Consider the following 26,247-nt stretch of genomic DNA (forward strand, 5'->3'; position numbering starts at 1 on the left):
ATGAATGGAATGCCTAGCCGCAAAACTACTTCGCCGTGGAGACATGGTGAGCATTGAGCGTGGGCAGCTCGTCATTCAACCGGCGAGCGGCAAGCCCGTGCCGCCTGAGTGGATCGCCGCCAATAGGACCGGGCTGTGTCGCGAGGCCCTGATGGCGGTGGGCATGGATGCGTTTGAGTACATCGGTTACTCCACTGGCCACTACGGCAAATCCCGGGTCGCCGGGGTGACGCTGCAGTTTGTCTCGGTGCTGTCTGGCCAGTCTGTCTATGCGGTGTTCAATGCCGATCTGACACGTCAGCGCAACACTGCCGCTGGCAAGGCTGGCGCCCTGCTGCCCAGAGGACAGTTCCGCATTGGTAAGCGCAGCCACTTCCACCGGTTTTGGCTGAGCACCGGCCTACAGATGCCCGATCGGCTGCAGCGTTTCTACAAGTGCATGGGGAAGCTGTCGAGCATCTTGCTGGCTGGCGAGGTGAACCAAGACAGGTTCGATGTTCAGTCGCTGCACCCTGTGACCATCACGGCGGACCAACTTCGCCTGGCAATTCTAGGGCACAACGAGGGCACAATTTGGGCACAAGCAGGGCACAAGGAAGGCACAACATCAGGGCACAAGGAAATCGCTGCAGCCCAGTCGCCATGCGGCATACAGCCGAGTCAAACTACGGGCGTTGCAAACCACGGAAACAAGGTAATCAGGATGTGCGGTAACAAGGACATTTCCAATACCCCAATACCTACACATAGACCACCACAAGAACAGACCGTCGATGAATGGCTCGCTGACTATTCGAGCTGACCCAAACATCGCGGCCCGCGACTTTTGCTCAATCCAGACAGCGAGGCGACCAGATGACCGTTCATCGGAAATTCTCTAGCCTCAATGTCCCTACAGATATACCCATACACAATAGGACAGAGCCTCAATCAAGCGAACGGTAAGCCACTGTTTTGACAGGGAAAATAGGCCTATGGTGGGTACTCGAAAACCCCATCCACAGGACTTTTCCCTGATGAAACTTCACGAACTGCGCGAGAAGCGCACCGCCGCCGTCGAGGGCATGAGAAAGCTGGTGGACACCGCTTCCGCTGCTGGCCGTGACCTGACCACCGACGAATCCACCCAGTTTGAAACCTTCAAGACCGAAGAGCGTTCGCTGGCCGACCAGATCACCCGCCACGAGCACCTGGCCGATCTGGAGAAGCGCACCGCCGCTCCCGCCGCCACCGATACCCCTGAGCACCTGGAGAAGCGCGTATCGGTCGTGCGTGTCCTGCGTGCGCAGATGGAGGGGCGTACTCTGGACGGCGCCGAGGCCGAGTATGCCAAAGAGGCCGAGCGCCGCACTGGTCGCAAGGCTGAGGGCGTATTCGTGCCGTTCGCCGCCCTGGAGCGCCGCGCCAACACCACCGCGACCGCGCCCGAGCTGGTGGGCACCGACCACCGGGCAGACCAATACATCGGCCCATTGCGCGAAAGCCTGCTGGCCCGCTCGCTGGGTATCCGCAGCTTGACCGGCTTGGTCGGCAATGTGTCGATTCCGAAGTACGGCAGCGGCTTGGAAACCGGCTGGGTTACTGAGGGTCAGGCCGTGCCCGAAGCCCAAATGTCGTTCGACAACGTCACCCTGACTCCGAAGCATTGCGGCGGCAAAACTGAAATGAGCCGCCAGTTGCTCCAGCAATCGGCGCCAGGTATCGAGCAGTTGGTGCGTGAAGACCTGGCCTTCCTCATCGCCCGCCAGATCGACCGCGCCATCATCAACGGCAGCGGCGCTGCTGGTGAACCGCTGGGCGTGCTGAATACCCCCGGCATCCAGACCGCTGCCCTGCCCGACACCTGGGCCGAGGTGCTGGCGCTGCTGGAGAAGCTGGATGACGTGAACATCACCAACGCCCGCTGGCTGACCACCGCCGCGATCCGCACCATCCTGGGCAGCACCGAGAAGGTGGCCGGATCGGGCAGCGGTTTCTTGTTCGACAACGGCACCCTGGCCAGCCTGGCGCTGGCGACTTCGAAGAACGTCCCAACCGGCAAGCTGATCTTGGGCGACTGGAGCCAGGTGATGCTGGGCGTATGGAGCGAAATTGACCTGTTGGTCAACCCATTCGCTGAACCCGCCTACAGCCGTGGCGGTGTGCAGGTCCGTGCGATGGCCACCGTCGATACCGCTGTACGCCATCCCGAAGGTTTCGTAGTAGCGAGCGCACCGTGATGGAACGCCGAGCAGCCGCAAGCCTGGAACGGAAAGGCCGGACGCTGTTCGGCTATGCCGCCCGTTTCGGCCAACCAGCGCCCATTGAGGGCTTTACCGAAATCATCCTTCCGGGGGCTTTCAAGCGCTCCCTTGCAGGCCCAGCCGCCGCCAGCATCCGCGCCGTTTACGAGCACGACGATGCAGCCCTATTGGGCCGTGTCGGAGCTGGCACCCTGCGCCTTTCTGAGGATGACGTGGGCCTTGCCTTCGAACTGGACCTGCCCGACACCAGCCTGGGCCGCGACCTTTCCGAGCTGGTGAAGCGTGGCGACGTGGCCGGGTGCTCGTTCGGCTTCGTGCCGGTGAAGGAGGACTGGCAAGGCGAGTTGCGCAGCCTGCGGGACGTGGACCTGCACGAAATCACGATCACCGCCACCCCGGCATATGCGAGCACCACCGTATCGGTGCGCAGCCGCAAGCCGCTGCTGGCGCTGACCAATGCCCGTCGATACCTTGAGTTCCTGGAGTGCATCCGGTGAAAAAGCTGTTCCGACTATTCACCCGCTCCGACAACAACACACCGGCATACGACCGGTACTTCGACCAATTCAGCCAGGCCAGCAATTCGGCGGGCGTGAATGTCACGGCACAATCGGCTGAGAGCATCAGCGCGGTTTATGGCTGCGTGAGTGCCATTGCCGAAACGGTGGCCAGCCTGCCGCTGGACGTGTACCGCCACTCCGATGACGGACGCGACAAGGCCCGCACCCACCCACTGTATGCCCTACTCCACGACGCGCCGAACGACTGGCAGACCGCTCTCGAATTCCGGGAGCAGTTGCAACGCCATGTTCTGCTGCGTGGCAATGGTTACGCCCGTATCCGCTGGAGTGGTGCCGGTCGCGTCCAAGCCCTGGAGCCTATCCACCCTGACAGCGTGTCGATCCTGCGCACGTCCACCAGTGAGCGCCTGGTCTACGAATACACCGACCGCCACGGCAAGCTGCAACGCCTGACTGCGGACGAAATGCTCCACCTGCGCTTCCACTCCGATGATGGTGTGCTCGGTCGCTCGCCAATTGCAGTGGCCCGCGACACTTTGGGCCTGGCCCTGGCTGAGCGTACCCACGGTGCCAAGATGTTCGAGCAGGGCACCAAGTTGTCGGGCGTGATCGAGACTCAAGCGGGCACCACCAAGCAGCAGGCAGGGGAGATCCGTGATAGCTGGGCGGCTGGCCAAGGTGGTGTGAGCAACCACGGCAAGACCGCCGTACTGCCGCAAGGTGCCACGTTCCGCACAGTGTCGATGACGTTGGAAGACAGTGAGTGGATCGAGTCGCGCAAGCTGTCGGTGATCGAGGTATGCCGCCTGTTCCGTTGCCCGCCTGTGATCGTGCAGAGCATGGAGTCTGCCAACTACAGCAACAGCGTGGAGCTGGCCCGCCAGTTCATCACCCTCACATTGCGCAGACATTTGGTCATGTGGGAGCAGGCCATCAACAAGACCATGCTGAGCAGTGGTTTCTTCTGTGAGCACAACGTGGAAGGTCTGCTGCGTGGCGATAGCGTCACCCGCGCCCAGTTCTATGACTACGCCATCAAGGATGGCTGGATGCTGCGCTCTGAGGTGCGCCGCATTGAGAATCTACCCACCGTCGAAGGTATTGATGATGTCCAAGCGACCCCGCCTCAAGATGCTGCAACCAAGACTCAAGGAAGCCCCAACACCCCTGGAAGCGATGCAGGCACGGGCGAAGGAGAAGAAGCGTGAACAGGTACAAGCCGAAGAAACGAACAGTCAGCCTCAATAGCGCCGCATGGAAGGAGTTGCGTGCCCAGGTGCTTGCAGAGGAACCACTGTGCCGCTGGTGCCTGGCCCGTGGCCTGTATGTGCCCAGCACTGACGTGGACCACATCAAGGACAGCCGCGAGGACTACAGCGATGACAACTGTCGAGAAAATCTGACTGCCATGTGCCGCGAGTGTCACTCCCTCAAGACTGCCCGCGACATGGGCAAGCGCGTGCATCTGGGCTGCGACGTGAATGGGATGCCCATCGACCCCGATCACCCGTGGAATCGGGAGGAAAAATCACCAGCAACCGCCGACAGCAAGACCGCCCCCGACCCTCTCTTTCATCGCTAACCGCAAAAAACGACCATGAAAACCCGCCGCCCCCGATCCGATAGCGCCAAGGCCGCCATAGCAGCGGCCCAGGCTGTCGCGCTTGGCCCTATCGCACCGCCTCCCCATGTCCGACTTCGTGCGCAGGATTGGCCGTTCTGGAACGCTGTGATACAGACGCGACCACGGGACACCTGGACCGATAACGATCTGGTACTGGCGGGAAACCTTGCGCGAACCAATGCGGATATCGAAGCGCTACAGCAGAGTATCGACGTGGACGGCTTTGTCGTTGACGGAAAGGCCAACCCCGCTTGCGCAATTCTAGACACCATGAGCCGTCGCGCAATCACCCTGTCCAGGCTCCTGCACATCCACGCGGCTGCCACCGTGGGGCGGTCTGAGGATGGCCGCAAATCCGCTGCGCTCGAGCGTGAGGCTCGGCAGCATGTGGATGACGACCTGATCCCGACCCTGAGCACGCTGCAATGACCCGCGCCGAAAAGATCGTCGCGTTCATCGAGCGCTATTGCGTGACGCCCGAAGGCGCAGACGTGGGCAAGCCGCTATGCCTGGCTGAGTTCCAGCGCCAGTTCATCCGCGACGTGTACGACAACCCGGTGGGCACTCGCCGGGCCATCCTCAGTGTGGCCAGGAAGAACGGCAAGTCGGGCCTGATCGCGGGCCTGCTGCTGGCGCACCTGGTCGGCCCCGAGGCGAAGCAAAACAGCCAGCTTGTGTCGGGTGCCATGAGCCGCGACCAAGCCGCCCTGGTGTTCAACCTGGCCGCCAAGATGGTTCAGCTATCGCCCGCCCTGTCGAAGATCGTCCGCATCGTGCCCAGCGGCAAGCGGCTGCTGGGGCTGAACCTGAACACCGAGTTCCGCGCCTTGGCCGCCGATGGCAAAACCGCGCATGGCCTTTCCCCGGTGCTGGCTATCCTGGACGAGATTGGCCAGATTCGCGGCCCGCAGTCCGACTTCGTGGACGCTATCACCACCAGCCAGGGCGCTCACTCGGCACCGCTGCTGATCGCCATCAGTACCCAGGCAGCCAACGACGCCGATCTGCTGAGCCAGTGGATTGACGACGCCCTGCGCAGCAATGACCCCAAGATCGTGTGCCGCCTGTACGCGGCGCCAGCGGGATGCGAACTGATGGACGAAGACGGCTGGCGAGCGGCCAACCCGGCCCTGGGCATCTTTCGGTCGGAGACAGACCTGCGAGAGCAGATGCAGCAAGCCGAGCGCATGCCGAGCATGAGCAACACCGCCCGCAACCTGCTGCTTAACCAGCGGGTCAGCCTCGACAGCCCATTCATCAGCCCTGACGTGTGGATGGCCTGCGACACCGCGCCTGACCCGTTCGAGGGCCTGGTCTATGCGGGCCTCGATCTGTCGGCCCGAACCGACCTGACGGCGCTGGTGCTGATCGGCAAGGTGGATGGCGTGTGGCAGGTCCGTCCGTACTTCTGGACGCCCGAGCAGGGCCTGTTCGACCGAGCGCAGAAGGACCGCGCCCCGTATGACATGTGGGTGCGCCAGGGTTACATCCGCACTACGCCTGGGGCCACGGTTGATCTGGAAGCGGTGGCCCTGGACATGGCCGAGATTCTGAGCGACTGCGAGGTGGCGGCAATCGCCTATGACCGCTGGCGCATCGACGTCCTCAAGAAGGAACTGGAGCGCCTGGGCCTGGAACTGCCGCTGGTGCCCCACGGGCAAGGTTTCCGCGATATGGCGCCAGCCCTCGACACCCTGGAGGCCGAGCTGCTGAATGGCCGTGTCGCCCACGGTGGCCACCCCGTACTGACCCTGTGCGCTGCCAACGCCGTGGCGGTGAAAGACCCCAGCGGCAACCGCAAGCTGGACAAGAGCCGTCGCACCGGCCGCATCGACGGCCTGCAGGCCCTGGCTATGGCGTTCGGCGCCGCCCAGGTGGCCGAGGCCCCTGCCGATCTTGATACCGAGGTATTTTTCGTATGACCACCGTGACCCTTGAAGAAGCCAAACTGCACATGCGCGTCGATCACGACGAGGAAGACGGCCACATCCTAGGCTTGATCGCTGCCGCCGAAACTCACGTCAGCAACTTTCTGGGAGACGGCTTACCCGATCAGATGCCCGCCCCGATCAAGGCTGCCGTCCTGCTGCTGGTGGGCGACCTGTACGAGAATCGGGAGCGCCAGGGCGACCGCACGCTGACCGAGGGCACTGCCTATTCCATGCTGCTGGCTCCGTATCGCTCGATGGCGGTGCTGTGATGCTGGCCGGTAAGCTGCGCTACCCAGTGACGATTGAGCGCCCGGTGGACACCAGAACACCCGGTGGCGGTTTCATTCGCACCTGGGAGCCAGTAAGCCGGGAGTGGGCCGATATCGAGAGCATCAGCGGCAGCGAGTTCATCGCCGCCCAGGCGCCCCAGTCGCAGACCGTGTTCCGCATCCGCATCCGGTACCGCGACGACATGGTATCGAGCTGGCGCATACGCGAAGGGGAGAAGGTGTACGAAATCACCGCCGTGCTGCCAGACGCTCGCCGCCGGCGGATCGAACTCATGTGCAAGACTGGGCGGGATTGAAGGGGGTAGCGTTTCCCGATCCCCATGCCCTAGCGATCCGCTACCCCGCCTCCTCAAAATTGAGGCGTCCGACCCCCGCTGGGGGTTGAAGGGGTCACATCCAATGCGATCCCCCAGCGGGGGGAGACAATTCTGGCAGGCTGCCAGAATTGATCGCCAACTCCCTGCATTGTAGGAAGCCCACCCCGTTGATCGAACAGGCCAGTACATCCGGGAAAATCCCGCATGTCATTCACCTGAATGAGATGTCCCGAAAACTTAGGGCATCTCTGGATGGTCCAGTTTTGGGCCATGGCTCGGTTCTAAGCCATCCAGACTTCAAATCCACATGGGGTTTGAAACGCACGTAGTTTGAATACGCTACAGGCCGCATGGGGCGTGGCCTGGAGCGAAAACCTTGTGCCCTAATATTGTGCCTTCATGAACACCAATCGGCTCTCGATTCTGGCTCTGTGTATGGGTTCGCGACACACGTAGTTAGATATCGCTGCAAGCCGTATGACGCCTGGGCTGGAGCCGATTCCTTGTCCGGCGTTCTTGTCCGGGAGTTGTCCGGCAAATCAACGCCAAACGTTCTTTTGGCCAAGCGTACGCCTGGCGTCCGGCTGCTTGTTCCGACGAATTTCGTCGATACAAACCTGTCTCTGAGACACTTTTGGATTTGAAATCCAGAACTCAGAACCGACTAGGTTCCACCTGGGTTCCACTACGAAAGTTTCGTAGTAGCTCGGGACGCTTTCCGTGCCAACCCCAATTCGTACGGAAAGCGTACGTAGTCAACGGGCGCAAAATTGCGCTGGTCTGAATACGGGAAATTCCCGTAATACCGGGTATTCCGACAAAACCGGCGAATCGCCGGTTTGACCCAGGCCGCGCCACGAAACCCGACACCGCCATTTTGTGGCGCCCACGAAAAAGCCCCGCCAGATCGTCTCTGTGCGGGGCTTCGTTTGCACCCACCATGCACCCACGGCTTGTAGCGCGTGACGGCTGATTTCAGTGGAGGCCTTGAATTATATGGCGCACTCGGCGGGATTCGAACCCACGACCCCTGCCTTCGGAGGGCAGTACTCTATCCAGCTGAGCTACGAGTGCAACGCGCACGCATGATACCCATCTGCGCCGGTCGCGTCCATCGCCTTGATCTGTAGCCTTTTTTCCCGGTGGCCTGTGCCGGCCGGTTCGCTGCTGATATAAGTGGGGACCTTGTGGGAGCGGGCGTGCCCGCGAAAGGGCCGGTTGCCAGTACGTAAATGATGAATTTTCCGCCCGGCTGTTCAACCATTCGTTCTTTTTTTCGAACAGCCTATTGTCCAACACCCCAGCAGCCGCTTAGCATTCGTTTGAGATTTCAAACGCTCGATGCCCTGCCTTGGGCGCTTTTCAACAATCAACAATTCGGGAAGCCGACATGCAGCTCAAAGACGCTCAGTTGTTCCGCCAGCAAGCCTACATCAACGGTGAGTGGCTGGATGCGGACAATGGCCAGACCATCAAGGTGACCAACCCGGCCACCGGTGAAGTCATCGGTACCGTGCCTAAGATGGGCACCGCGGAAACCCGCCGCGCCATCGAAGCTGCCGACAAGGCCCTGCCGGCCTGGCGTGCCCTGACCGCCAAAGAGCGCTCGACCAAGCTGCGTCGCTGGTTCGAACTGATGATCGAGAACCAGGACGACCTGGCTCGCCTGATGACCACCGAACAAGGCAAGCCGCTGGCGGAAGCCAAGGGCGAGATCGCCTATGCCGCCTCGTTCATCGAGTGGTTCGCCGAAGAAGCCAAGCGTGTTTATGGCGACACTATTCCTGGCCACCAGCCAGACAAGCGTCTGATCGTCATCAAACAGCCAATCGGCGTAACCGCGGCCATCACCCCGTGGAACTTCCCGGCTGCCATGATCACCCGTAAAGCCGGCCCGGCCCTGGCCGCTGGCTGCACCATGGTGCTCAAGCCTGCTTCGCAAACCCCTTACTCCGCCCTGGCCCTGGTCGAACTGGCCCACCGTGCCGGTATCCCGGCTGGCGTGCTGAGCGTGGTTACCGGCAGCGCTGGTGAAGTTGGCGGCGAACTGACCGGCAACTCCCTGGTACGCAAGCTGTCCTTCACCGGCTCGACCGAAATCGGTCGCCAGCTGATGGAAGAATGCGCCAAGGACATCAAGAAGGTTTCCCTGGAGCTGGGTGGCAACGCCCCGTTCATCGTGTTCGACGACGCCGACCTGGACAAGGCGGTCGAGGGCGCGATCATCTCCAAGTACCGTAACAACGGCCAGACCTGTGTCTGCGCCAACCGTATCTACGTGCAGGACGGCGTCTACGACGCGTTCGCCGAGAAGCTGGCGGCTGCGGTGGCCAAGCTGAAGATCGGTAACGGTCTGGAAGATGGCACCACCACTGGCCCGCTGATCGACGGCAAGGCTGTCGCCAAGGTTCAGGAGCACATCGAAGACGCCGTTTCCAAAGGCGCCAAGGTACTGTCCGGCGGCAAGCTGATCGAAGGCAACTTCTTCGAGCCGACCATCCTGGTTGATGTACCGAAAACTGCTGCTGTCGCCAAGGAAGAGACCTTCGGCCCACTGGCGCCGCTGTTCCGCTTCCAGGACGAAGCCGAAGTCATCGCCATGTCCAACGACACCGAATTCGGCTTGGCTTCGTACTTCTACGCCCGCGACATGAGCCGTGTGTTCCGAGTTGCCGAAGCCCTGGAGTACGGCATGGTGGGTATTAACACCGGCCTGATTTCCAACGAAGTGGCGCCATTCGGTGGCATCAAGGCTTCTGGCCTGGGCCGCGAAGGTTCCAAGTACGGTATCGAGGACTACCTCGAAATCAAATACCTGTGCATCAGCGTTTGATCGCACGGTAACGGCTTTACCTCTGCCAGCGGGGCGCGAGAGCGACGTCTCGCTGGCCTTTTTTACATTGCAGTACCTGGTGGCCAGGGCGCTTGTGGCAGTCGATCAACGAATACTGTTCGCGAGCACTCCCAGCCACCCCCGAATAAAAGCGCCATTACTGTCGGCGCAATGAGGGCATTATGAGCAAGACCAACGAATCCTTGATGCAACGTCGTGTAGCTGCCGTCCCGCGTGGCGTTGGCCAGATTCACCCGATCTTCGTCGACAGCGCGAAGAACTCGACCGTGATCGACGTTGAAGGCCGCGAACTGATCGACTTCGCCGGCGGCATCGCAGTGCTGAACACCGGCCACCTGCACCCGAAAGTGGTTGCAGCCGTGCAAGAGCAGCTGACCAAGGTCAGCCACACCTGCTTCCAGGTGCTGGCCTACGAGCCTTACGTCGAGCTGTGCGAAAAGATCAACAAGCTGGTCCCAGGCGACTTCGACAAGAAGACCCTGCTGGTCACCACCGGCTCCGAAGCCGTTGAAAACGCCGTGAAGATCGCCCGTGCCGCCACTGGCCGTGCCGGCGTTATCGCCTTCACCGGCGGCTACCACGGCCGCACCATGATGACCCTGGGCCTGACCGGCAAGGTCGTGCCGTACTCCGCAGGCATGGGCCTGATGCCAGGCGGCATCTTCCGCGCCCTGTTCCCGAGCGAGCTGCACGGTGTGAGCGTTGACGACGCCATCGCCTCGGTCGAGCGCATCTTCAAGAACGACGCCGAGCCACGCGACATCGCTGCAATCATCCTGGAGCCTGTACAAGGCGAAGGCGGCTTCCTGCCAGCGCCTAAAGAGCTGATGAAGCGCCTGCGCGCCCTGTGCGACCAGCACGGTATCCTGCTGATCGCCGACGAAGTTCAGACCGGCGCTGGCCGCACCGGCACCTTCTTCGCCATGGAGCAGATGGGCGTTGCGCCTGACCTGACCACCTTTGCCAAGTCCATCGCCGGCGGCTTCCCGCTGGCCGGTGTATGCGGCAAGGCCGAGTACATGGACGCTATCGCTCCGGGCGGCCTGGGCGGCACCTACGCCGGCTCGCCGATCGCTTGCGCCGCAGCCCTGGCCGTGATCGAAGTGTTCGAAGAAGAGAAACTGCTGGACCGCAGCAAGGCAGTGGGTGAGCGCCTGACCACCGGCCTGCGTGAAATCCAGAAGAAGCACCCGATCATCGGCGACGTTCGTGGTCTGGGTTCGATGATTGCCGTCGAAGTCTTCCAGAAAGGCACCCACACCCCTGACGCTGCGGCTGTTGGCCAGGTTGTGGCCAAAGCCCGCGAAAAAGGCCTGATCCTGCTGTCTTGCGGCACCTACGGCAACGTTCTGCGGATCCTGGTTCCGCTGACCGCTGAAGACGCGCTGCTGGACAAAGGCCTGGCCATCATCGAAGAGTGCTTCGCTGAACTTGCCTGATGTGATGCGCTTCAGAAAAAACCCGCCTCGGCGGGTTTTTTTATGCCCGGTGATGCGTCGGCAGCTATGGTTGTTGGATGATGCGCCCAGCACGTTGTAAAAGGCTGAGGCAAGGTTTTACAGGAGTAGTTGGATGAACGCTGCAGAGCCCACCCCACCGAGCGTACTGATCGTCGAAGGCGACCCATGGGTACGCGACATGCTCAGTGAGATGCTGCTGAGCGTTCGCTGCGATGCCCGCCTTCAGGTCTGCGCCGACGGCTCGCAAGCGCTCAGCGCCCTGGCCGCCAAGCCGGACCTGATCATTGCAGCACGTGAGCTGGCTGGCATCGACGGCCTCGACCTGCTGCGCAAGGTACGCGCCAAAGGGTCGGGGTTGCCGTTCATCCTCATGAGCAACCGCAGCGACAGTGCGAGTGTGCGTGAAGCCCTGCCGCTGCACCCCACGGCGTACCTGAGCAAGCCCCTGAACCTGGGTAACCTGCGCAAGCGCCTGGAACAATTGCTGCTGGGCGTGGGCGAAGAAGTTGCCTGCCCGGTGCCGCCCTTGCAGGCCGGTGCCAGCCTGCGCGCTTACCTCGAACAGCGCCGGGCTACTGCCGATGGCGGGCCGCTGCTGGCCGATTTGCAGGTGGCGATCAAGCGAGCACTGAACCCTGAGGGCCTTAACCTGAAGGTGCTGGAGGAAGAGGTCTGCCGTGACCCGCAGGTGACGGCGGTGCTGATAGCGGCCGCCAACAGCGCGGCGCTGCACCGTGAAGCACCGGTGCAAACCCTGCTGCAAGCCTTGAACAAGCTGGGCAGCACACAAAGCATGAACCTGATTCTGGGCATGACCCTCAAGCGCAGCGCCCGCCTCAGCGAGCCCTTGCTGGCGCAGCATGCGGCGCATTACTGGGCGTTGTCCCTGCACACCGCTGAATATGGCCGTACGCTGGCGCGCCTGCTGGCGCTGGACGAAGGGCTTTGCTATTGCGCAGGGTTGCTGCATTGCCTGGGCGACCTGGCGGTGCTGCGCTGCCTGCAGGAATGGCGACTGGCAGGTGGCGAGCTGGACGAGGACAAGGTCCAGTTGTCGCTCAACGAGTTCGGTGCCGCATTTGGCTCGGCCCTGCGCACCCGTTGGCGCTTGCCGTTGGCTTTACGCGAGCTGATCGCGGCGATCTACCAACTTGGTGGCGGGGTGTATTCGCGCGAAATTCTGGCCATGAACCTGGCCGGGCAGTTGGCACGGCTACCGGCTGAGCAGGGGCTGGCGAAGATTGCCAGTGGCAAGACAGCGCGTTTGCTGAAGATGGGCTTGCCGGAGCTGAGCCGGTTGCGCAAGGTGGAGCACCCCGAACCCAGTTCGCAGCCCGCGGCTGAAGGCCCGATACAAGCCGACAATGTGCCTTGAGCCGGGCAGGCTTCAGGGGGATCAACCGCGCACGATCTGGTTCTTGCCCTGCCGCTTGGCCTGGTACATCGCCGCATCGGCGCGGGCATACAGGCTCTCCAGGGCCACATCTTCATCGGTCAACCCGGTAAGCCCCTGGCTCACCGTTACCCCGTAAGTCTGCGCCCCATGGCTGAAGCTCAAACGCTGAATCTGCCGCTGCAGCCGCTCGGCAATCTGCCCGGCCAGCTCGGCACTGCACCCTGGGAACACCGCCGCGAACTCTTCGCCGCCAATACGCCCAAACAGGTCGCCACGGCGCAGCACGGCCTTGCCGCTGTCAGCGATGTGCTGCAGCACCTGGTCGCCTTCCTGGTGGCCATAGCTGTCGTTGATCTGTTTGAAGTCGTCGATGTCCAGTAGCAGGAAGGCCAATGGCGTGCCGTTTTCCCGGGCGCTGTCAAATGCCGCCTGGGCGCATTCGAAGAAGTGCCGGCGGTTGCTGCTTTGGGTCAGCACGTCGGTGGTGGCCAGGCGCTGTAACTCGCCTTCCAGCTGCTTTTTCTCGGTGATGTCTTCGGCAATACCGACAATGATCACGCGGTCGCCGTCATGCTGCTGGTTGATGTAGCACTTGTCGCTCAACCAGCGCACTTGCCCGTCGGCATTGATGATACGGTACTCGCGGTCTTCGACCGCGCCTTTGAGCAGCACCTGGGCCAGGCTGCGCTCGGCGTATTCCAGGTCGTCGGGGTAGATGCTGTCGCGCCACTCGTTGAAGTCGGCCAGTACCAGGCTGGCCGGGCGGCCGAAGATGCGCTCGTAGGCGGGGTTTACGTACAGCACTTCGCGTGTTTCCCAATCGAAGGCCCAGAGCACCGCGTTGACACTTTCGAGCAACGAGCTGAACAGCTGTTCGCGTTCGCTCAGGCGGGCGACCTCACCTTGCGCATGAAGGAGCGCCAGTAAAGTGCGGGCGGCTCCCGGTGGTACCGGGCCCGGCGATGTCATTGGAATATTCTTGGCCATGTGCACGTAGCGAGTCTCGACGTGAAAGCGTGCGGCCAGCATCCTGCCCGCCACGCGGGCGATGTGCGGGGTTTGAGTGGGGGCGAGGTAGGGAAGTTCCAGCTGGCACGCCCCATGCCGGGGCGTGCCGATCAACGGCGATCAGGCGCCGATCGGGCGCAGGGAATAGGTTTTCAGCTGTGCCGCGAAGTCGCGCAGGGCTTGAATACCACTGGTTTCGGCTTCGTGTACCCAGTCCTTGATGGCGGCCAGCATGTCATGGCCGTTGGCGCTGGTGCGCGCCCAGATCTGCTGCAGTGCCAGGCGCTTTTCGTAGATGGTTTTCAGGGCCTGGCTGTGCGCAAGCATCGATTCGATGCGCACATGATGGCGGTCTTCGAGCAGGCTGGTTTCACGGGATAGCAGGCGCTTGGCACGGCGGAAGTGGTGGCGCACCGAGGCGTCGACACGCGCCAGTTCCAGCTTTACCAGTGGGCCGATCACCAGCTTGCGGTACTGGGCCATGATCTGGAAGCGGTTGTTGAGGATCGCCATGGCGGTGTCCATGTCCAGGCTACCTTTGCCTTCCACCCTGTGGGCAATCGGCGCCACACGCTGCACCTTGGCCAGGCGCAGCAGGCAGAACAGACGGATCCACGCCCAGCCCATGTCGAACTCCCAGCGCTTGACCGACAGCTTGGCCGAATTGGGGTAGGTGTGGTGATTGTTGTGCAGCTCTTCACCGCCGATCACGATGCCCCACGGCACGAGGTTGGTAGCTGCGTCACGGCATTCGAAGTTGCGGTAGCCGAACGCGTGGCCCAGGCCGTTGACGACACCGGCAGCCCAGAACGGGATCCACATCATCTGGACCGCCCAGACGGTGATACCGAGGGTGCCGAACAGCAGCAGGTCGATCACAGCCATCAGCGCGATGCCGCCCAGTTTGTAGCGCGAGTAAAGGTTACGCTCGATCCAGTCATCAGGGCAGTTCTTGCCGTAGATGCGCAGGGTGTCGGGGTTGCGGGCCTCTTCACGATACAGCTCGGCGCCTTTGCGCAACACCGTACTCAGGCCTTTGTGCACGGGGCTGTGCGGGTCGTCGGGTGTTTCGCACTTGGCGTGGTGCTTACGGTGGACCGCCGTCCACTCGCGGGTGTTCTGCGCCGTGGTCAGCCACAGCCAGAAGCGGAAGAAATGCTTGAGCGCGCCGTTGAGCTCAAGGGCCCGGTGCGCGGAATAGCGGTGCAGGTAGACCGTGACGCTGACAATGGTCACGTGGGTCATCAACAGGGTGATGCCGACCAGTTGCCAGGCCGACAAGTCGAGCAGGCCGTTGTACCACATAGATGTAAATGCCCTCGAAATGCGGGGGGAAGGGTCGATTATCCCTTGGTGGGGAAATAAAACCAGTCAACTGTTCAGACAGGAGGTCACGACATGTTTCAGCCTTTATAATGCCCCTTTCTTTTCAATGGGCTACCCCACCCGACATGTCTGTTTCCGTTCGCGACGCCTTGCGCATGGCCGCGCTTTATGTGGTGCTCTCGATCCTCTGGCTGGTGCTGGCCGAGGTAATGCTGCAGAGCATGACCGACGACCCCCTGGCATCGACCGTGGGGCGGCAGATCAACGTGGTGGTCTGGGTGCTGTGCAGTGCCTTGCTGATTTATGTGTCGCGGGTGCGCCTGCTCAATTTCATCGGCCATGGCGCGCGGTTGCGCTGCGAAGACCGAGAACGTCTGCGCATGGCCGCCGCCGTCTTCGACAGTACCCTCGAAGGGGTACTGGTGACGGACCGCCAGGGCTTGATCGTGCACGTCAACCGCGCCTTCATGCGCATTACCGGTTACCAGCAGCACGAGGTCATCGGCCAGCGCCCGAGCAAATTCAAGTCGGGCCGCCATGGCCAGGCCTTCTACCAGCAGGTTTACGCCACCCTGGCTGAAAAGGGCGAGTGGAGCGGCGAAATCTGGAACCGGCGCAAAAGCGGCGAAATCTACCCGCAGTGGCAGACCATCTGCGCTATTCACGATGACGAGGGTGAGCTGAGCCATTACGTGGCCGTGTTCAGTGACATCAGCGCGATCAAGCATTCGGAGCAGGAACTGGCCTACCTGGCCCACCACGACCCGCTGACCGGCCTGCCCAACCGCTTGCTGTTCAACGACCGCGTCGAGCAGGCCCTGGCCGCGGCGCAGGCCAACAAGCGTGGGTGCGCCCTGCTGCTGCTGGACCTGGACCACTTCCAGAGCATCAACGATGGCCTTGGCCACACCATCGGTGACCAGTTGCTGAGGCTGGTGGGGGAGCGCCTGGGCAAGATACTGGGCAATGGTGTGACCTTGGCCCGGCTGGGCGGTGACGAGTTCGGCGTGCTGGCCGAAGGCTGCCAGCAAGTCGGCCAGGCAGGCAAACTGGCGCAGGGCATCATCGAGCGCATGCGCGAGCCGTTCCTGTTCGATGGCCATCGGTTGTTCATCAGTGTCAGTGCCGGTATCAGCCTGTTCCCCAGCGATGCCTTGTGTGCCGAACAGTTGCTGCGCAACGCCGATTCGGCGTTGTACAAGGCCAAGGGCAATGGGCGAGCCTGCTATGCGCTGTACACCGAAGAACTGACGGCCCACGCCCAGCACCGGGTTGAAACAGCGGGCGAGTTGCGCCGCGCACTGGAGCACGACGAACTGCGGGTGTTTTTCCAGCCAGTCCACGACCTGGCGACCGGCAGCCTGGTCGGGGTCGAGGCGTTGGTGCGCTGGCAGCATCCGCAGCGCGGCCTGGTGCCGCCGGGCGAGTTCATCCCGATCGCCGAGCGTACCGGCCTGATTGCCGAAATCGATGCCTGGGTGCTGCGCCAGGCCTGCCGGCAAATGGTGCAGTGGCAGGCGCAAGGCCGGCAATTGGCGTTCGTGGCGGTGAACATCTCCAGCCGGCTGTTTGGCCAGCATGAGTTGTACCGGCAAGTGGCCGACGTCCTGCACGACACCGGCCTGGCCCCCGCCTTGCTGGAGCTGGAAGTGACCGAAAGCGCTGTGATGGAAGACCCGGAGGTGGCGCTGGAGCAACTTCACCGCTTGCGTGAGCTTGGCGTGACCCTGGCCATTGATGACTTCGGCACCGGCTACTCTTCGCTGCTGCGGCTCAAGCGTTTGCCCGTTCAGAAGCTGAAAATCGACCAGGGCTTCGTTGCTGGCTTGCCGCTGGATGAGGATGACATCGCGATCGTGCGGGTGATTATCGCCCTGGCCCGCAGCATGGGCATGCAGGTGCATGCCGAGGGTATCGAGCAGGCAGAGCAGGCCGCCTTCCTGCTGCAGGAGCAGTGCCAGCTGGGGCAGGGGTACTGGTTCGGGCGGCCGGTGCCGGCTGCGGATTTGCGCTGGGGTTAAGGGCCTCTTCGCGGGTTGAGCCGCGAAGAACTCAACGCTTGTTCAAGCTTTTCGCCAATCGGTCGCCACCCAGCTGGATCAACGCCACCAGCGCCACAAGCGTGGCGATCACGGTCAGCATGATCTGGCTGTCGAAGCGCTGGTAGCCATACCGGTAGGCGATGTCGCCTAGCCCTCCGGCACCGATCGCCCCGGCCATGGCCGAGGAGTTGATCAGGGTCACCAAGGTGATGGTGAAACCGCCGACAATGCCTGGCAACGCTTCGGGCAACAACACATGCCAGACAATGTGCCAGCGCCGGCAACCCATGGCCTGCGCGGCTTCCACCAAGCCATGGTCGACTTCGCGCAGGCTGACCTCGGCGATCCGGGCAAAGAACGGCGTGGCGGCGATGGTCAGCGGGACAACCGCAGCCCACACACCATAGGTCGTACCCACCACCAGCCGGGTGAACGGGATCAGCGCGACCATCAGGATCAGGAACGGGATCGAGCGGAACAGGTTGACGAAGGCGCCCAGTACCCGGTTCAGCAAAGCTGCCTCGAATATGCCGCCCTTGCCGCTGGTGACCAGCAGCAGCGCTAGGGGTACCCCCAGCAGCAGGGCGATAAGCGACGACACGCCAACCATCAGCAGGGTATCGAGCAAGCCTTCCAGCAGCCGATCAAACCACATGGCCCAGCACCTCCACGTTGTCCGCCCAACGGCGGGCGCGTTGCAGCAATTGTTGGGTATCGTGCGGTGCATGCTGCACCGACAGGATCAACTGGCCCAAGGCGTGCTCGCCAATGGTCGCCACGCCGCCCTGCAGCAGGCGCACGCGACCGCCCAGGTCGTGGAACAGGGCAGACAGTTCAGGCTCGCCAAGCATACTCAGTTGCAATACCACGGCGCAGTCACGGCTTGTGGGGTGGGGCTGCAGGCTGGCTTGCAGCGCCGCAGGCAGCCGCGCCTGCAGCGGCGCAAGCAGGGTTCGGGTGACCTCGTGGTGAGGGGCGCCGAAGACACGCCAGACTTCGCCCTGCTCGACCACCTCGCCGCGGTCCAGCACCACCACCCGGTGGCAGATATCACGGATGACCGCCATCTCGTGGGTAATCAGCACGATGGTCAGGCCCAGGCGCCGGTTGATATCGCGCAGCAGTTCCAGGATCGAGGCCGTGGTCTCCGGGTCCAGCGCGGAGGTGGCTTCGTCGCACAGCAGGATCTCGGGGTCATGCACCAGTGCCCGGGCAATGCCCACGCGCTGTTTCTGCCCGCCTGACAACTGCGCTGGGTACACGTGGTGTTTCTCCTGCAGGCCGACCAGCGCCAGCAGCTCCCGGACCTTGCGCTGGCGCTCGCCCTTGGCCACGCCCGCCACCTTCAAGGGCAGCTCGACGTTCTGCCACACCGTCTTCGCCGACAGCAGGTTGAAATGCTGGAATATCATGCCGATACGCCGGCGCAGCGCCACCAGCTGGTCGTCATCGAACGCCGCGATGTCGACCTGGTCGATCAGTACCCGGCCGTGACTAGGGCGTTCCAGGCGGTTGATGGTGCGTAGCAACGAAGATTTGCCGGCGCCGCTGCGGCCGATGATGCCGAACACTTCGCCCTGGCGAATGTTCAGGTCAATGCCGTGCAAGGCGGGTTGCGCCTGCCCAGGGTAGGTCTTGCCCATGCCGATGAAGCGTACATGGGCTTGATTGATTTCCGGGTGCAGGGCGTGCTCCCTGGCCGTTGACGCTAGTGGTTGGGGGGTGGGCGCCTTGAATGCGCTGGCCTGGCTCATGTCAGCCTTCCCAACCGGCCTGGTACAGCTTGCCGTGAGCCTTGTCCAACGCTGCGCGTACGGCAGGCGAATGTTGGTAGATGTCGACGAACTGTGCCAGGCGTGGGTCGTTTTTGCTCTGCGGGCGAATCACGAATTGAATCACGTACTCCTTGTTTTCCAGGCCGTCGAACAGTAGCGCTGAACTGGCATCGAAGCTGTTGGCCAGGCGAATGTATGCCGGGTACCCCTGCACCAGGTCGGCGTCGTCATAGGCACGCACCAACTGCACGGCTTCGACCTGCAGGATCTTCAGCTTTTTCGGGTTGGCGACAATGTCGTCCTCGGTGGCTTTGTAGCCAACCCCAGGCTTGAGCGTGATCAACCCGGCCTTGGCCAGCAGTTGCAGGCCGCGGCCACTGTTGATCGGGTCGTTGGCGATGGCCACGCTCGCCCCCTCAGGCAGGTCGGCGAAGCTTTTGTACTTTTTCGCGTACAACCCCACGTTGTTGATGATCCCCGGTGCATAGGGCACCAGGTCGAAGCCCGCAGCCGCCTTGGCATTCTCCAGGAACGGGATGTGCTGGAAGTAGTTTACGTCGATGTCGCCGCTGTTGAGGCTGACATTGGGCGCGATCCAGTCGCTGAACTCGATCAGCTTCACCTCCAGGCCTTGCTTGTGGGCTTCTTCCACGGCGGCTTCCAGCGGGATCGCAAAGGCCGAGGTAGTGCCGATCTTCAGGGGTTCGGCGGCCTGGGCAGCGGCGCACAGGCCGAGGGACAGGGCGATGGCCACGACGGGCCGGAACAGTTTTTCAAGCATGGTGCAGGGCTCCAGTCGGTGCAGGGGTAGGAGTGCGGGTAAAGCGGTAAGCCGAACCAGGGTGGTCGGCGGGCAAGTGCGGGTGGTCGGCCTGGAACAGTTTCTGGCGCAGGGTGCCCTCGGCGTACGCGGTCTTGTAGCGGCCGCGTTGTTGCAGTCGAGGAACGACCAGGTCGATGAAGTCCTCAAAGCTCTCCGGGGTGACGGTGCGGGTCAGGTTGAAGCCGTCCAGGCCGGTCTCGTCGAGCCAGGCGATCAACTGTTCGGCGACCTGCTCGGGGTCGCCGACCACCTTCACGTAGCGCCCGCCCAGCGCGTGCTGTTGCAACAGGCGCCGGCGGGTCCAGGCGTTGCCCTGCAACTGGCGCGTGGCTGACTGAATGGCGTTGCCCTGGCTGAAGGGGATCGGCTCGTCCAGTGCATAGGCCGCGAAGTCAATGCCGGTCGAGGCCGCAAAATGTGCGACTCCGGCCTCGGCGCTGGCGTGCTGCAGATACTCGGCATGCTTGGCCTGGGCCTGTTGCTCGGTCGCCGCGACGATCACCGTGATGCCCATGAAGACCTTGACCGCCTGCGGGTCGCGCCCGGCAGCCGAGGCAGCCGCGCGTACCTGCTCGACCTGGGCGCGGGCCGCGGTCTTGTCCTGAGCGCTGATGAACACACATTCGGCATGTTGCCCGGCGAAGCCCAGGCCGCGTTGCGAACTGCCTGCCTGGAACAGTACCGGGGTGCGTTGCGGCGAGGGTTCGCACAGGTGGTAGCCCTCGACCTTGTAGAACTCGCCCTGGTGCTGCACCTTGCGCACCTTGTCGGGGCGGGCATAAATGCGCTGCTCGCGGTCAGCGACCACCGCGTCGTCGGCCCAGCTGCCCTCCAGCAGCTTGTACAGCACCTGCAGGTACTCGTCAGCCTGGTCGTAGCGGCGGTCATGTTCGGGTTGCTGTGCCAGGCCCATGGCCCGGGCGGCACTGTCGAGGTAACCGGTGACGATGTTCCAGCCAACCCGGCCCTGGCTCAGGTGGTCCAGGGTGGATAGGCGCCGGGCGAACAGGTACGGGGCCTCGTAGGTCAGGTTGGCGGTAAGGCCGAAACCCAGGTGGCGAGTGACGGCGGCCATGGCCGAAACCAGCAGCAAGGGGTCATTGACCGGCAACTGGATGGCCTCCTTGAGGGTGACGTCCAGCGATTGCCCATAGATATCGTAGGTGCCGACGATATCAGCGATGAACAGCCCATCGAACAGGCCGCGCTCCAGCAGGCGTGCGAGCTGGGTCCAGTACTCCAGGCTGGTGTACTGGGTCGAAGTGTCCCGTGGGTGGGTCCACAGGCCGTGGTTGATGTGCCCTACGCAGTTCATGTTGAAGGCATTGAGCAGGATTTGCTTGGCCATCAGAGGGTCCCCCGGCGTGGCGGGTTGACGTCGTTGAGGTAGTAATTGCCGATGGCGTGGTATTTCCAGCGGACCGGGTCGTGCAAGGTGTGCACGCGGGCGTTGCGCCAATGGCGGTCGAGGTTGTGCTCGGCCAGCGTCGCTTGGCTCCCACTCAGTTCGAACAGGGCAGTGCCGGCGGCAAGCGCGATTTCCGTGCTGATGGCACGCGCTTCGGCCACGGCGATAGACGCTGCGGCGACGGTGTCGGCGGTGCTGTCGTTGCGGGCGCGGTCGAGGTATTCGCCAGCGCGTTCCAGCAGGGCTTCGGCCGCGTGCAGGCGGATTGCCAGGTGGCCGAAGCTTTTCAACGTCAGTGGGTCAGCGCTTGCCTTGTCCAGGCCTGCGTCGACCCATGGTCGGCTGCGGGTGCGCACGAAGTGCAGGGCATCCTCGTAGGCGGCGCGGGCGATGCCGGTGTCGATGGCGGCGTGAAGAAGCTGCGCCAGCGGGCCGACCGGGGTGGGGCGCTCGAAGGCGCTCTGGAAAGGCGCCACGTCCGCTGCGCTGACAAAAACGTTGTCCAACAGGACCGAGCCGCTGCCGGTGGTGCGTTGTCCGAAGCCGCTCCAGTCGTCGATCACCTGTACGCCCTGGCTATCGGCTGGCACGAACACCAGGTGCTGCACGCCCTGTTCATCGACCACCGACGTAGGGATACGCTGGGCGTAGATGGCGCCAGTCGCGTAGAACTTGCGGCCGTTGATGCGAAAGCCGTCCCCGTCACGGCTCAGGCGGGTGGTGCGTTCGTTGGCGGTCTTGGTACCCAGCTCGGCCAGGGCATTGCCGAAACGGCGGCCGGCCAGCACTTCGCCATACAGCCGCTTCTGTTGTTCGGGGCTGCCGTTTACCCGCAGTACTTCCAGGCTGTAGAAATGATTCTGTGGGATCTGCCCCAGCGAGCCGTCGGCCCGGGCGATGCGGGCGATGACCTTGGCCAGGGTGACGTTGGACACGCCAGCGCCGCCGAAGGCCTTGGGCACACTGATGGCCCACAGGCCGGAGCGGGTGAACAGGTCCAGTTCGCTGTGCGGCAGACGGCGTTCGCGGTCGCGCAGGGCGCTGTCGCGGCGCAGTTGCTGGGCGATTTCTTCGGCGACATGCAGCGCTTGGGTGTCGCTGGTGATGATTCTGATGGTCATGGGGTTTCTCCGGGCCTTGGGAGCGGTATGCGGTCCATCGCGACACAAGGCCGCTCCTGCCGGGATACGCGGTTCCATGCCGGTCCGCGTCACGGGGAGGAGCGGCCTTGTGTCGCGATGGGCTGCAAAGCAGCCCCCAAGGCCATTGAATTCAGATCCAGGAATGCCGCGCAGGCAAGGTCCCGTTAAGGTGGTAAGCCCCAACCGCGTGGTACTTCCAGCGCACCGGGTCATGCAGCGTGTGCACCCGGGCATTGCGCCAGTGGCGGTCGAGGTTGAATTCGGCAAGGGTGGCGCGGCTGCCAGCCAGCTCGAACAGCTTTTCGCTGGCCTGCAGGGCAATTTCAGTGGTCAGCACCTTGGCTTCGGCCACCGCAATGGACGCGCGCGCAGCACTCGCGGCTTCGACGGGCGCGGCGCTGACCTCGTCGAGCACCTGCGCGGCCTTGCGCAGCAACGCTTGCGCCGCATGCAGTTCAAGCTTCAGGCGACCGACGTCAGCGATCACGTAAAGATCGTCGCTGGCGCGCTCGACATTGGCGTCGACCCAAGGCCGCGACTTCTCGCGAACGAACTTGATCGCATCTTCGATGGCCGCTTCAGCGATACCTGCATCGATTGCTGCCTGGATCAACTGCGAGACCGCGCCCTGGGTATTGGGTATATCGCGCTGGCGCCAGTTGTCGATCACCAGCGCCGCCTCCACCGGCACCTGGTCCAGCAGTACCGTGCCGCTGGCGGTGGTGCGCTGGCCAAACCCGGACCAGTCATCGACGATGCGCAGCCCCGAGCTGCCTCTACGTACGAACGCCAGGCGCTGACGGCCGTCGTCGTCCAAGGCTTTGACCGCCACCCAATGGGCGAACAGGGCGCCGGTGGAATAGAACTTCTCGCCACTGATGCGATAACCGTCGCCGTTGCGGGTGATACGCGCGGTGAGCGTGAGGGTGTCCTTGGTGCCGCGCTCGGGCCCGGCATTGCCGATCCGCCAGCCTTCGAGCACGCTGCGGAAAACAAATGCCTGTTGTGCTTCGCTTGCCGTCAGGCGCAGCAGTTGCAAGATGCCGAACTGGTTCTGCGGGATTTGCCCCAGGGCCGGGTCGGCGGCGCTGATCAGGCGGAACACTTCAGCGATGGTGGCGAACGAAACATCGGGGCCACCGTGGGCTCTGGGTACGCTGATGCTACCCAGCCCGCTGCGGGTGAACAGCTCGACCTCGGCCCATGGCAGCTTGCGTTGCTGGTCGCGGCGGGCGGCATGCTCGCGGGCGACCTCGGCCAGTTCGCGTGCCGCTTTCAAGGCTTCGGCGTCGTTGCGCAACACCTTGGCTGGCAGCAACGGGGGAGCGCTGTCGAGATCGCTGTGTAATAGGGTGTTGGGTTGGCTGGACATCAGTACCGCTCCTTGGCTGTACTCAATGCCCTGGCGTTACGCACTGGGGAAATTGTGATGCTGACCATTCCTGACCTCGCGAAAAGTAAAGCCGCTACAGCTGGTCGCGGCGAACGTGTGCTGGTCCGGTGGTCCGGTTGATATACCCTAAAGCTTTATAAAAATTTAATGAACTAACACTTTGGAATATATATAGAAGAAGAGATTTCGCTGGCTACGCCGACCTCTTCGCGGATGAACCCGCTCCTGCACGGCCATCGTTAACCCTGTGGGAGCGGGCGAGCCCGCGAAGGGCCCAGAGCAGGCCTACTCGGAAGCAGCAGTCCCAAGGAACTTGCGCAAGAACTGCCGGGTACGCTCTTCCTTCGGCGCCGCAAACAGCGCTTTGGCCTCGCCTTGCTCCACGATCACGCCTTTGTCGAAGAAGATCACCCGGTTAGCCACGTCCCGGGCAAAGCTCATTTCGTGCGTGACGATGACCATGGTGCGCCTTTCTTCGGCCAGGCCGCGAATGGTCGCCAGCACTTCACCCACCAGTTCCGGGTCCAGCGCCGAGGTCGGCTCGTCGAACAGAATCACCTCGGGCTCCATGGCCAAGGCGCGGGCAATGGCCACCCGCTGCTGCTGGCCACCGGACAGGCGCCGCGGGTAGGCATCTTCCTTGCCCGCCAGGCCAACCTTGGCCAGCAAGCGGCGGCCCAGTTCGACAGCCTGTTCGCGCGGGGTCTTCTTGACGATCACCGGCCCTTCGATCACGTTTTCCAAGGCTGTGCGGTGCGGAAACAGGTTGAAATTCTGGAACACAAACCCCGCCTGCTGGCGCAACCGGCGGATTGCACTTTGCTGCCCCCCCAGCGGGCGGTTGGCATCGATGCTGATGGCGCCGATCTGGATCTGCCCGGCGTCGGGCGTTTCCAGCAGGTTAAGGCAGCGCAGGAAGGTGGTCTTGCCCGAGCCGCTGGGGCCGATGATGGCCACCACCTCGCCGGGCTGTACGGTCAGGTCAATGCCGTTGAGCACGGTCTGGCCCTTGAACCGCTTGGTCAGGCCTTTGACTTCAATCATGCTCAATGCTCCTGGTCATGCTGGTTGACCCGCGCTTCCATACGGTTCTGGAAGTGCGCGAGGATGCTGCACAGCACCCAGTAGATAACCGCCACCGCCACGTACATGGTGAACACTTCGAAGGTGCGCGCAGTAATCAGCTGGGCCTGGCGGAACAGCTCGGGTACCTGGATGGTGGCTGCCAGGGCGGTGTCCTTGACCAGCGAAATGAAACTGTTGCCCAGCGGTGGCAGGGCGGTGCGCAGGGCCTGGGGCAAGATCGCCCGGCGCATGGCCTGCACCCGGGTCATGCCGATGCTGGCCGCGGCTTCCCATTGGCCACGGTCAATCGATGAAATCGCCGCGCGCAGGATTTCGCAGATATAAGCCGCCATGTTCAGCGACAGGCCAATCAGCGAGGCCGGAATCGGGTCGAGTTCGATCCCGATCTGCGGCATGCCGAAATAGATTACGAACAGTTGCACCAGCAGCGGCGTGCCGCGAAAGAACGACACATAGATCCGGGCCAGCCAGTTGAGCGGCAATACCTTCGACAGCCGCATCAGCGCCAGGGCAAAGCCCAGCACCAGGCCGAAGAACATGCCGCCCACGCTGAGCAGTACGGTGTAACCCGCGCCCTTGAGCAGGAAGGGCGCGGAGTCGGCGACGAGTTGCAGGCTTTCGGCGATCATTTAGTGACATCGGCACCAAAATATTTTTCCGACAGCTTGGCCAGCGTGCCGTCAGCCTTGAGCTTGTCGATGGCCTTGTTGATGGCCGCCAACAGTTCAAGCTCGCCCTTGCGTAGGGCCACGCCGCTTTCCAGGCGCGAGAAGGCAGGGCCGGCCAGTTCGGTGTCCTTGGCTTTTTGCGCGTATTCCAGCGCCGCCAGGCGGTCGATCAGGATGGCGTCGATGCGGCCGTTGCGCAGGTCGGCGAATTTGCTTGGGTCGTCTTCATAAGTGCGCACGTCCGCTTTCGGTACGTCCTGCTTCACCCACTGCTCGTAGTTGGTGCCCAGACCCACGCCGACCTTCTTGCCGGCCAGATCCTGCGCACTGTTGATATTCAGCTGCTCGGCCTTCTTCTTGAGGATCAGCGCCTGGATGCCGGAGATGGTGTAAGGCTCGGAGAAGTCATACTTCTTCTTGCGTTCTTCCGAGATGGTCACCTGGTTGACCACGATGTCCAGCCGTTTGGACTCCAGCGCGGCCAGAATACCGTCCCACTTGGTTGGCTGGATCTTGGCCTTGACCCCCAGCTCTTTGGCCAGCAGTTCGGAGAGCTCGACTTCGAAACCGGTCAGCTTCCCGTTTTCATCCTGAAAGCTGAACGGCGGGTAGGTGCCTTCGAGGCCGACGTTGATCACGCCTTTTTCCTGAATGGTTTTCAGCTCTTCGCCGGCGAAGGCCTGGCCGAGCAGACCAGCACCCAGCAGAAGGGCCAGGCTGGCATTGAGTAGCGGTTTGGCGAACTTCGACATGGCAGAGCCCCGCGCTTGTTGTGTAGTGAGAGGGTGGCGACTATAGGGTTGGCTTTTTAGGCCTGGAAATAATAAAAAATTATGTTGTTATTTCCATTTTGTTTAGTGTCAGAGCGTGATTGCTTTGAGGGTAGGCGAGGTTGCCTGCGCCGTCACCGCAGGGTGTGTCCGACATGGCGAAGGATGGA

At 62.6% G+C, this 26,247-nt stretch carries 24 protein-coding genes and 1 tRNA gene; 13 read left to right on the forward strand and 12 right to left on the reverse strand.

Features of this window, described 5'->3' with window-relative positions; translation table 11 throughout:
* Window positions 1-43 precede the first annotated feature (43 nt).
* From GEV39_RS00880 to GEV39_RS00920, 9 genes are all read left to right on the forward strand, one after another.
* Complete coding sequence (locus tag GEV39_RS00880; RefSeq protein ID WP_249414349.1) at window positions 44-802, forward strand: hypothetical protein; 759 nt, start codon at window positions 44-46, stop codon at window positions 800-802.
* Between the two features lie 214 nt (window positions 803-1,016).
* Entirely contained in the window at window positions 1,017-2,219 is a 1,203-nt protein-coding gene (locus GEV39_RS00885; protein WP_173887210.1) for a phage major capsid protein, read from the forward strand.
* Complete coding sequence (locus GEV39_RS00890; RefSeq protein ID WP_173887212.1) at window positions 2,219-2,740, forward strand: HK97 family phage prohead protease; 522 nt, start codon at window positions 2,219-2,221, stop codon at window positions 2,738-2,740. The genes GEV39_RS00885 and GEV39_RS00890 overlap by 1 nt, the downstream gene beginning before the upstream one ends.
* Entirely contained in the window at window positions 2,737-3,972 is a 1,236-nt protein-coding gene (locus GEV39_RS00895; protein WP_173887214.1) for a phage portal protein, read from the forward strand. The genes GEV39_RS00890 and GEV39_RS00895 overlap by 4 nt, the downstream gene beginning before the upstream one ends.
* Complete coding sequence (locus GEV39_RS00900) at window positions 3,969-4,346, forward strand: HNH endonuclease (protein ID WP_173887216.1); 378 nt, start codon at window positions 3,969-3,971, stop codon at window positions 4,344-4,346. The genes GEV39_RS00895 and GEV39_RS00900 overlap by 4 nt, the downstream gene beginning before the upstream one ends.
* Window positions 4,347-4,361: 15 nt before the next feature.
* Window positions 4,362-4,817 carry a phage terminase small subunit, hendrixvirinae-type gene (locus GEV39_RS00905; protein WP_161892062.1) on the forward strand — a complete coding sequence of 152 codons (456 nt, stop codon included), beginning with the start codon at window positions 4,362-4,364 and terminating at the stop codon, window positions 4,815-4,817.
* The gene (locus GEV39_RS00910; protein WP_173887218.1) at window positions 4,814-6,310 is read left to right on the forward strand and encodes a terminase large subunit; all 1,497 of its coding nucleotides are present in this window, start codon (window positions 4,814-4,816) and stop codon (window positions 6,308-6,310) included. Before GEV39_RS00905 ends, GEV39_RS00910 begins: the two co-directional genes overlap by 4 nt.
* Window positions 6,307-6,588 carry a head-tail connector protein gene (locus GEV39_RS00915; protein ID WP_173887219.1) on the forward strand — a complete coding sequence of 94 codons (282 nt, stop codon included), beginning with the start codon at window positions 6,307-6,309 and terminating at the stop codon, window positions 6,586-6,588. Before GEV39_RS00910 ends, GEV39_RS00915 begins: the two co-directional genes overlap by 4 nt.
* Window positions 6,588-6,905, forward strand: a complete 318-nt coding sequence (locus GEV39_RS00920; RefSeq protein WP_161892065.1) for a phage head closure protein — start codon at window positions 6,588-6,590, stop codon at window positions 6,903-6,905. Before GEV39_RS00915 ends, GEV39_RS00920 begins: the two co-directional genes overlap by 1 nt.
* Window positions 6,906-7,923: 1,018 nt before the next feature.
* Here the strand turns inward: GEV39_RS00920 and GEV39_RS00925 are convergent.
* Window positions 7,924-8,000 (reverse strand) — tRNA-Arg (locus tag GEV39_RS00925).
* A 316-nt stretch (window positions 8,001-8,316) separates the two neighbouring features.
* Between GEV39_RS00925 and gabD the strand changes: the two genes are divergently transcribed.
* The 3 genes from gabD to GEV39_RS00940 all read left to right on the forward strand — a co-directional run bounded on the left by gabD (window position 8,317) and on the right by GEV39_RS00940 (window position 12,615).
* Window positions 8,317-9,759: an NADP-dependent succinate-semialdehyde dehydrogenase gene (gene gabD / locus GEV39_RS00930; RefSeq protein ID WP_009682215.1), complete on the forward strand. Its 1,443-nt coding sequence runs from the start codon at window positions 8,317-8,319 to the stop codon at window positions 9,757-9,759.
* Window positions 9,760-9,941: 182 nt separating this feature from the next.
* Window positions 9,942-11,219, forward strand: coding sequence for a 4-aminobutyrate--2-oxoglutarate transaminase (gene gabT, locus GEV39_RS00935; protein WP_029884784.1), 1,278 nt, complete (start codon window positions 9,942-9,944; stop codon window positions 11,217-11,219).
* Window positions 11,220-11,352: 133 nt separating this feature from the next.
* Window positions 11,353-12,615 carry a response regulator gene (locus tag GEV39_RS00940; protein ID WP_173887221.1) on the forward strand — a complete coding sequence of 421 codons (1,263 nt, stop codon included), beginning with the start codon at window positions 11,353-11,355 and terminating at the stop codon, window positions 12,613-12,615.
* A gap of 21 nt (window positions 12,616-12,636) precedes the next feature.
* Here the strand turns inward: GEV39_RS00940 and GEV39_RS00945 are convergent, their stop codons facing one another.
* Together GEV39_RS00945 and desA are read right to left on the reverse strand one after the other, a co-directional pair.
* Window positions 12,637-13,665 carry a GGDEF domain-containing protein gene (locus GEV39_RS00945; RefSeq protein ID WP_173891634.1) on the reverse strand — a complete coding sequence of 343 codons (1,029 nt, stop codon included), beginning with the start codon at window positions 13,663-13,665 and terminating at the stop codon, window positions 12,637-12,639.
* Window positions 13,666-13,764: 99 nt separating this feature from the next.
* Window positions 13,765-14,949, reverse strand: coding sequence for a delta-9 fatty acid desaturase DesA (gene desA / locus GEV39_RS00950; protein ID WP_173887223.1), 1,185 nt, complete (start codon window positions 14,947-14,949; stop codon window positions 13,765-13,767).
* A 146-nt stretch (window positions 14,950-15,095) separates the two neighbouring features.
* On the opposite strand from desA, the gene dibA reads away from it, so the two are divergent.
* Window positions 15,096-16,991 carry a phosphodiesterase DibA gene (gene dibA / locus GEV39_RS00955; RefSeq protein WP_173887225.1) on the forward strand — a complete coding sequence of 632 codons (1,896 nt, stop codon included), beginning with the start codon at window positions 15,096-15,098 and terminating at the stop codon, window positions 16,989-16,991.
* A gap of 31 nt (window positions 16,992-17,022) precedes the next feature.
* On the opposite strand, the gene GEV39_RS00960 is transcribed toward dibA, so the two are convergent.
* The 9 genes from GEV39_RS00960 to tcyJ form a co-directional block, all read right to left on the reverse strand.
* Window positions 17,023-17,667: a methionine ABC transporter permease gene (locus GEV39_RS00960; RefSeq protein WP_173887226.1), complete on the reverse strand. Its 645-nt coding sequence runs from the start codon at window positions 17,665-17,667 to the stop codon at window positions 17,023-17,025.
* Entirely contained in the window at window positions 17,657-18,766 is a 1,110-nt protein-coding gene (locus tag GEV39_RS00965; RefSeq protein WP_173887228.1) for a methionine ABC transporter ATP-binding protein, read from the reverse strand. Before GEV39_RS00965 ends, GEV39_RS00960 begins: the two co-directional genes overlap by 11 nt.
* A gap of 1 nt (window position 18,767) precedes the next feature.
* Window positions 18,768-19,568, reverse strand: a complete 801-nt coding sequence (locus GEV39_RS00970; RefSeq protein WP_173887230.1) for a MetQ/NlpA family ABC transporter substrate-binding protein — start codon at window positions 19,566-19,568, stop codon at window positions 18,768-18,770.
* Window positions 19,561-20,958, reverse strand: coding sequence for an LLM class flavin-dependent oxidoreductase (locus GEV39_RS00975; protein WP_173887232.1), 1,398 nt, complete (start codon window positions 20,956-20,958; stop codon window positions 19,561-19,563). The genes GEV39_RS00970 and GEV39_RS00975 overlap by 8 nt, the downstream gene beginning before the upstream one ends.
* Window positions 20,958-22,139 carry an SfnB family sulfur acquisition oxidoreductase gene (locus tag GEV39_RS00980; RefSeq protein WP_173887233.1) on the reverse strand — a complete coding sequence of 394 codons (1,182 nt, stop codon included), beginning with the start codon at window positions 22,137-22,139 and terminating at the stop codon, window positions 20,958-20,960. The genes GEV39_RS00975 and GEV39_RS00980 overlap by 1 nt, the downstream gene beginning before the upstream one ends.
* Before the next feature lie 151 nt (window positions 22,140-22,290).
* Window positions 22,291-23,532 carry an SfnB family sulfur acquisition oxidoreductase gene (locus GEV39_RS00985; RefSeq protein ID WP_173887235.1) on the reverse strand — a complete coding sequence of 414 codons (1,242 nt, stop codon included), beginning with the start codon at window positions 23,530-23,532 and terminating at the stop codon, window positions 22,291-22,293.
* 306 nt (window positions 23,533-23,838) lie between these two features.
* Entirely contained in the window at window positions 23,839-24,597 is a 759-nt protein-coding gene (tcyN, locus tag GEV39_RS00990; RefSeq protein ID WP_054914111.1) for an L-cystine ABC transporter ATP-binding protein TcyN, read from the reverse strand.
* 2 nt (window positions 24,598-24,599) lie between these two features.
* Window positions 24,600-25,268, reverse strand: a complete 669-nt coding sequence (gene tcyL, locus GEV39_RS00995) for a cystine ABC transporter permease (protein ID WP_009682229.1) — start codon at window positions 25,266-25,268, stop codon at window positions 24,600-24,602.
* Window positions 25,265-26,059, reverse strand: a complete 795-nt coding sequence (gene tcyJ / locus GEV39_RS01000; protein ID WP_173887237.1) for a cystine ABC transporter substrate-binding protein — start codon at window positions 26,057-26,059, stop codon at window positions 25,265-25,267. The genes tcyL and tcyJ overlap by 4 nt, the downstream gene beginning before the upstream one ends.
* Window positions 26,060-26,247: the final 188 nt, after the last annotated feature.

The organism is Pseudomonas sp. NY5710 (assembly GCF_013305665.1).
GTDB classification, from domain to species: Bacteria; Pseudomonadota; Gammaproteobacteria; order Pseudomonadales; family Pseudomonadaceae; genus Aquipseudomonas; species Aquipseudomonas juntendi.

What these genes read in the sequence shown, in the direction of transcription:
- GEV39_RS00945 (WP_173891634.1), bottom strand. Translation starts at nt 13,665, where the DNA reads ATGCTGGCCGCACGCTTTCACGTCGAGACTCGCTACGTGCACATGGCC.
- GEV39_RS00985 (WP_173887235.1), bottom strand. Translation starts at nt 23,532, where the DNA reads ATGTCCAGCCAACCCAACACCCTATTACACAGCGATCTCGACAGCGCT.
- tcyN (WP_054914111.1), bottom strand. Translation starts at nt 24,597, where the DNA reads ATGATTGAAGTCAAAGGCCTGACCAAGCGGTTCAAGGGCCAGACCGTG.
- GEV39_RS00960 (WP_173887226.1), bottom strand. Translation starts at nt 17,667, where the DNA reads ATGTGGTTTGATCGGCTGCTGGAAGGCTTGCTCGATACCCTGCTGATG.
- GEV39_RS00910 (WP_173887218.1), top strand. Translation starts at nt 4,814, where the DNA reads ATGACCCGCGCCGAAAAGATCGTCGCGTTCATCGAGCGCTATTGCGTG.
- gabD (WP_009682215.1), top strand. Translation starts at nt 8,317, where the DNA reads ATGCAGCTCAAAGACGCTCAGTTGTTCCGCCAGCAAGCCTACATCAAC.
- GEV39_RS00905 (WP_161892062.1), top strand. Translation starts at nt 4,362, where the DNA reads ATGAAAACCCGCCGCCCCCGATCCGATAGCGCCAAGGCCGCCATAGCA.
- dibA (WP_173887225.1), top strand. Translation starts at nt 15,096, where the DNA reads ATGTCTGTTTCCGTTCGCGACGCCTTGCGCATGGCCGCGCTTTATGTG.
- GEV39_RS00885 (WP_173887210.1), top strand. Translation starts at nt 1,017, where the DNA reads ATGAAACTTCACGAACTGCGCGAGAAGCGCACCGCCGCCGTCGAGGGC.
- desA (WP_173887223.1), bottom strand. Translation starts at nt 14,949, where the DNA reads ATGTGGTACAACGGCCTGCTCGACTTGTCGGCCTGGCAACTGGTCGGC.
- GEV39_RS00880 (WP_249414349.1), top strand. Translation starts at nt 44, where the DNA reads ATGGTGAGCATTGAGCGTGGGCAGCTCGTCATTCAACCGGCGAGCGGC.
- GEV39_RS00980 (WP_173887233.1), bottom strand. Translation starts at nt 22,139, where the DNA reads ATGACCATCAGAATCATCACCAGCGACACCCAAGCGCTGCATGTCGCC.
- GEV39_RS00920 (WP_161892065.1), top strand. Translation starts at nt 6,588, where the DNA reads ATGCTGGCCGGTAAGCTGCGCTACCCAGTGACGATTGAGCGCCCGGTG.
- GEV39_RS00975 (WP_173887232.1), bottom strand. Translation starts at nt 20,958, where the DNA reads ATGGCCAAGCAAATCCTGCTCAATGCCTTCAACATGAACTGCGTAGGG.
- tcyJ (WP_173887237.1), bottom strand. Translation starts at nt 26,059, where the DNA reads ATGTCGAAGTTCGCCAAACCGCTACTCAATGCCAGCCTGGCCCTTCTG.
- GEV39_RS00970 (WP_173887230.1), bottom strand. Translation starts at nt 19,568, where the DNA reads ATGCTTGAAAAACTGTTCCGGCCCGTCGTGGCCATCGCCCTGTCCCTC.
- GEV39_RS00965 (WP_173887228.1), bottom strand. Translation starts at nt 18,766, where the DNA reads ATGAGCCAGGCCAGCGCATTCAAGGCGCCCACCCCCCAACCACTAGCG.
- GEV39_RS00915 (WP_173887219.1), top strand. Translation starts at nt 6,307, where the DNA reads ATGACCACCGTGACCCTTGAAGAAGCCAAACTGCACATGCGCGTCGAT.
- GEV39_RS00890 (WP_173887212.1), top strand. Translation starts at nt 2,219, where the DNA reads ATGGAACGCCGAGCAGCCGCAAGCCTGGAACGGAAAGGCCGGACGCTG.
- tcyL (WP_009682229.1), bottom strand. Translation starts at nt 25,268, where the DNA reads ATGATCGCCGAAAGCCTGCAACTCGTCGCCGACTCCGCGCCCTTCCTG.
- GEV39_RS00940 (WP_173887221.1), top strand. Translation starts at nt 11,353, where the DNA reads ATGAACGCTGCAGAGCCCACCCCACCGAGCGTACTGATCGTCGAAGGC.
- gabT (WP_029884784.1), top strand. Translation starts at nt 9,942, where the DNA reads ATGAGCAAGACCAACGAATCCTTGATGCAACGTCGTGTAGCTGCCGTC.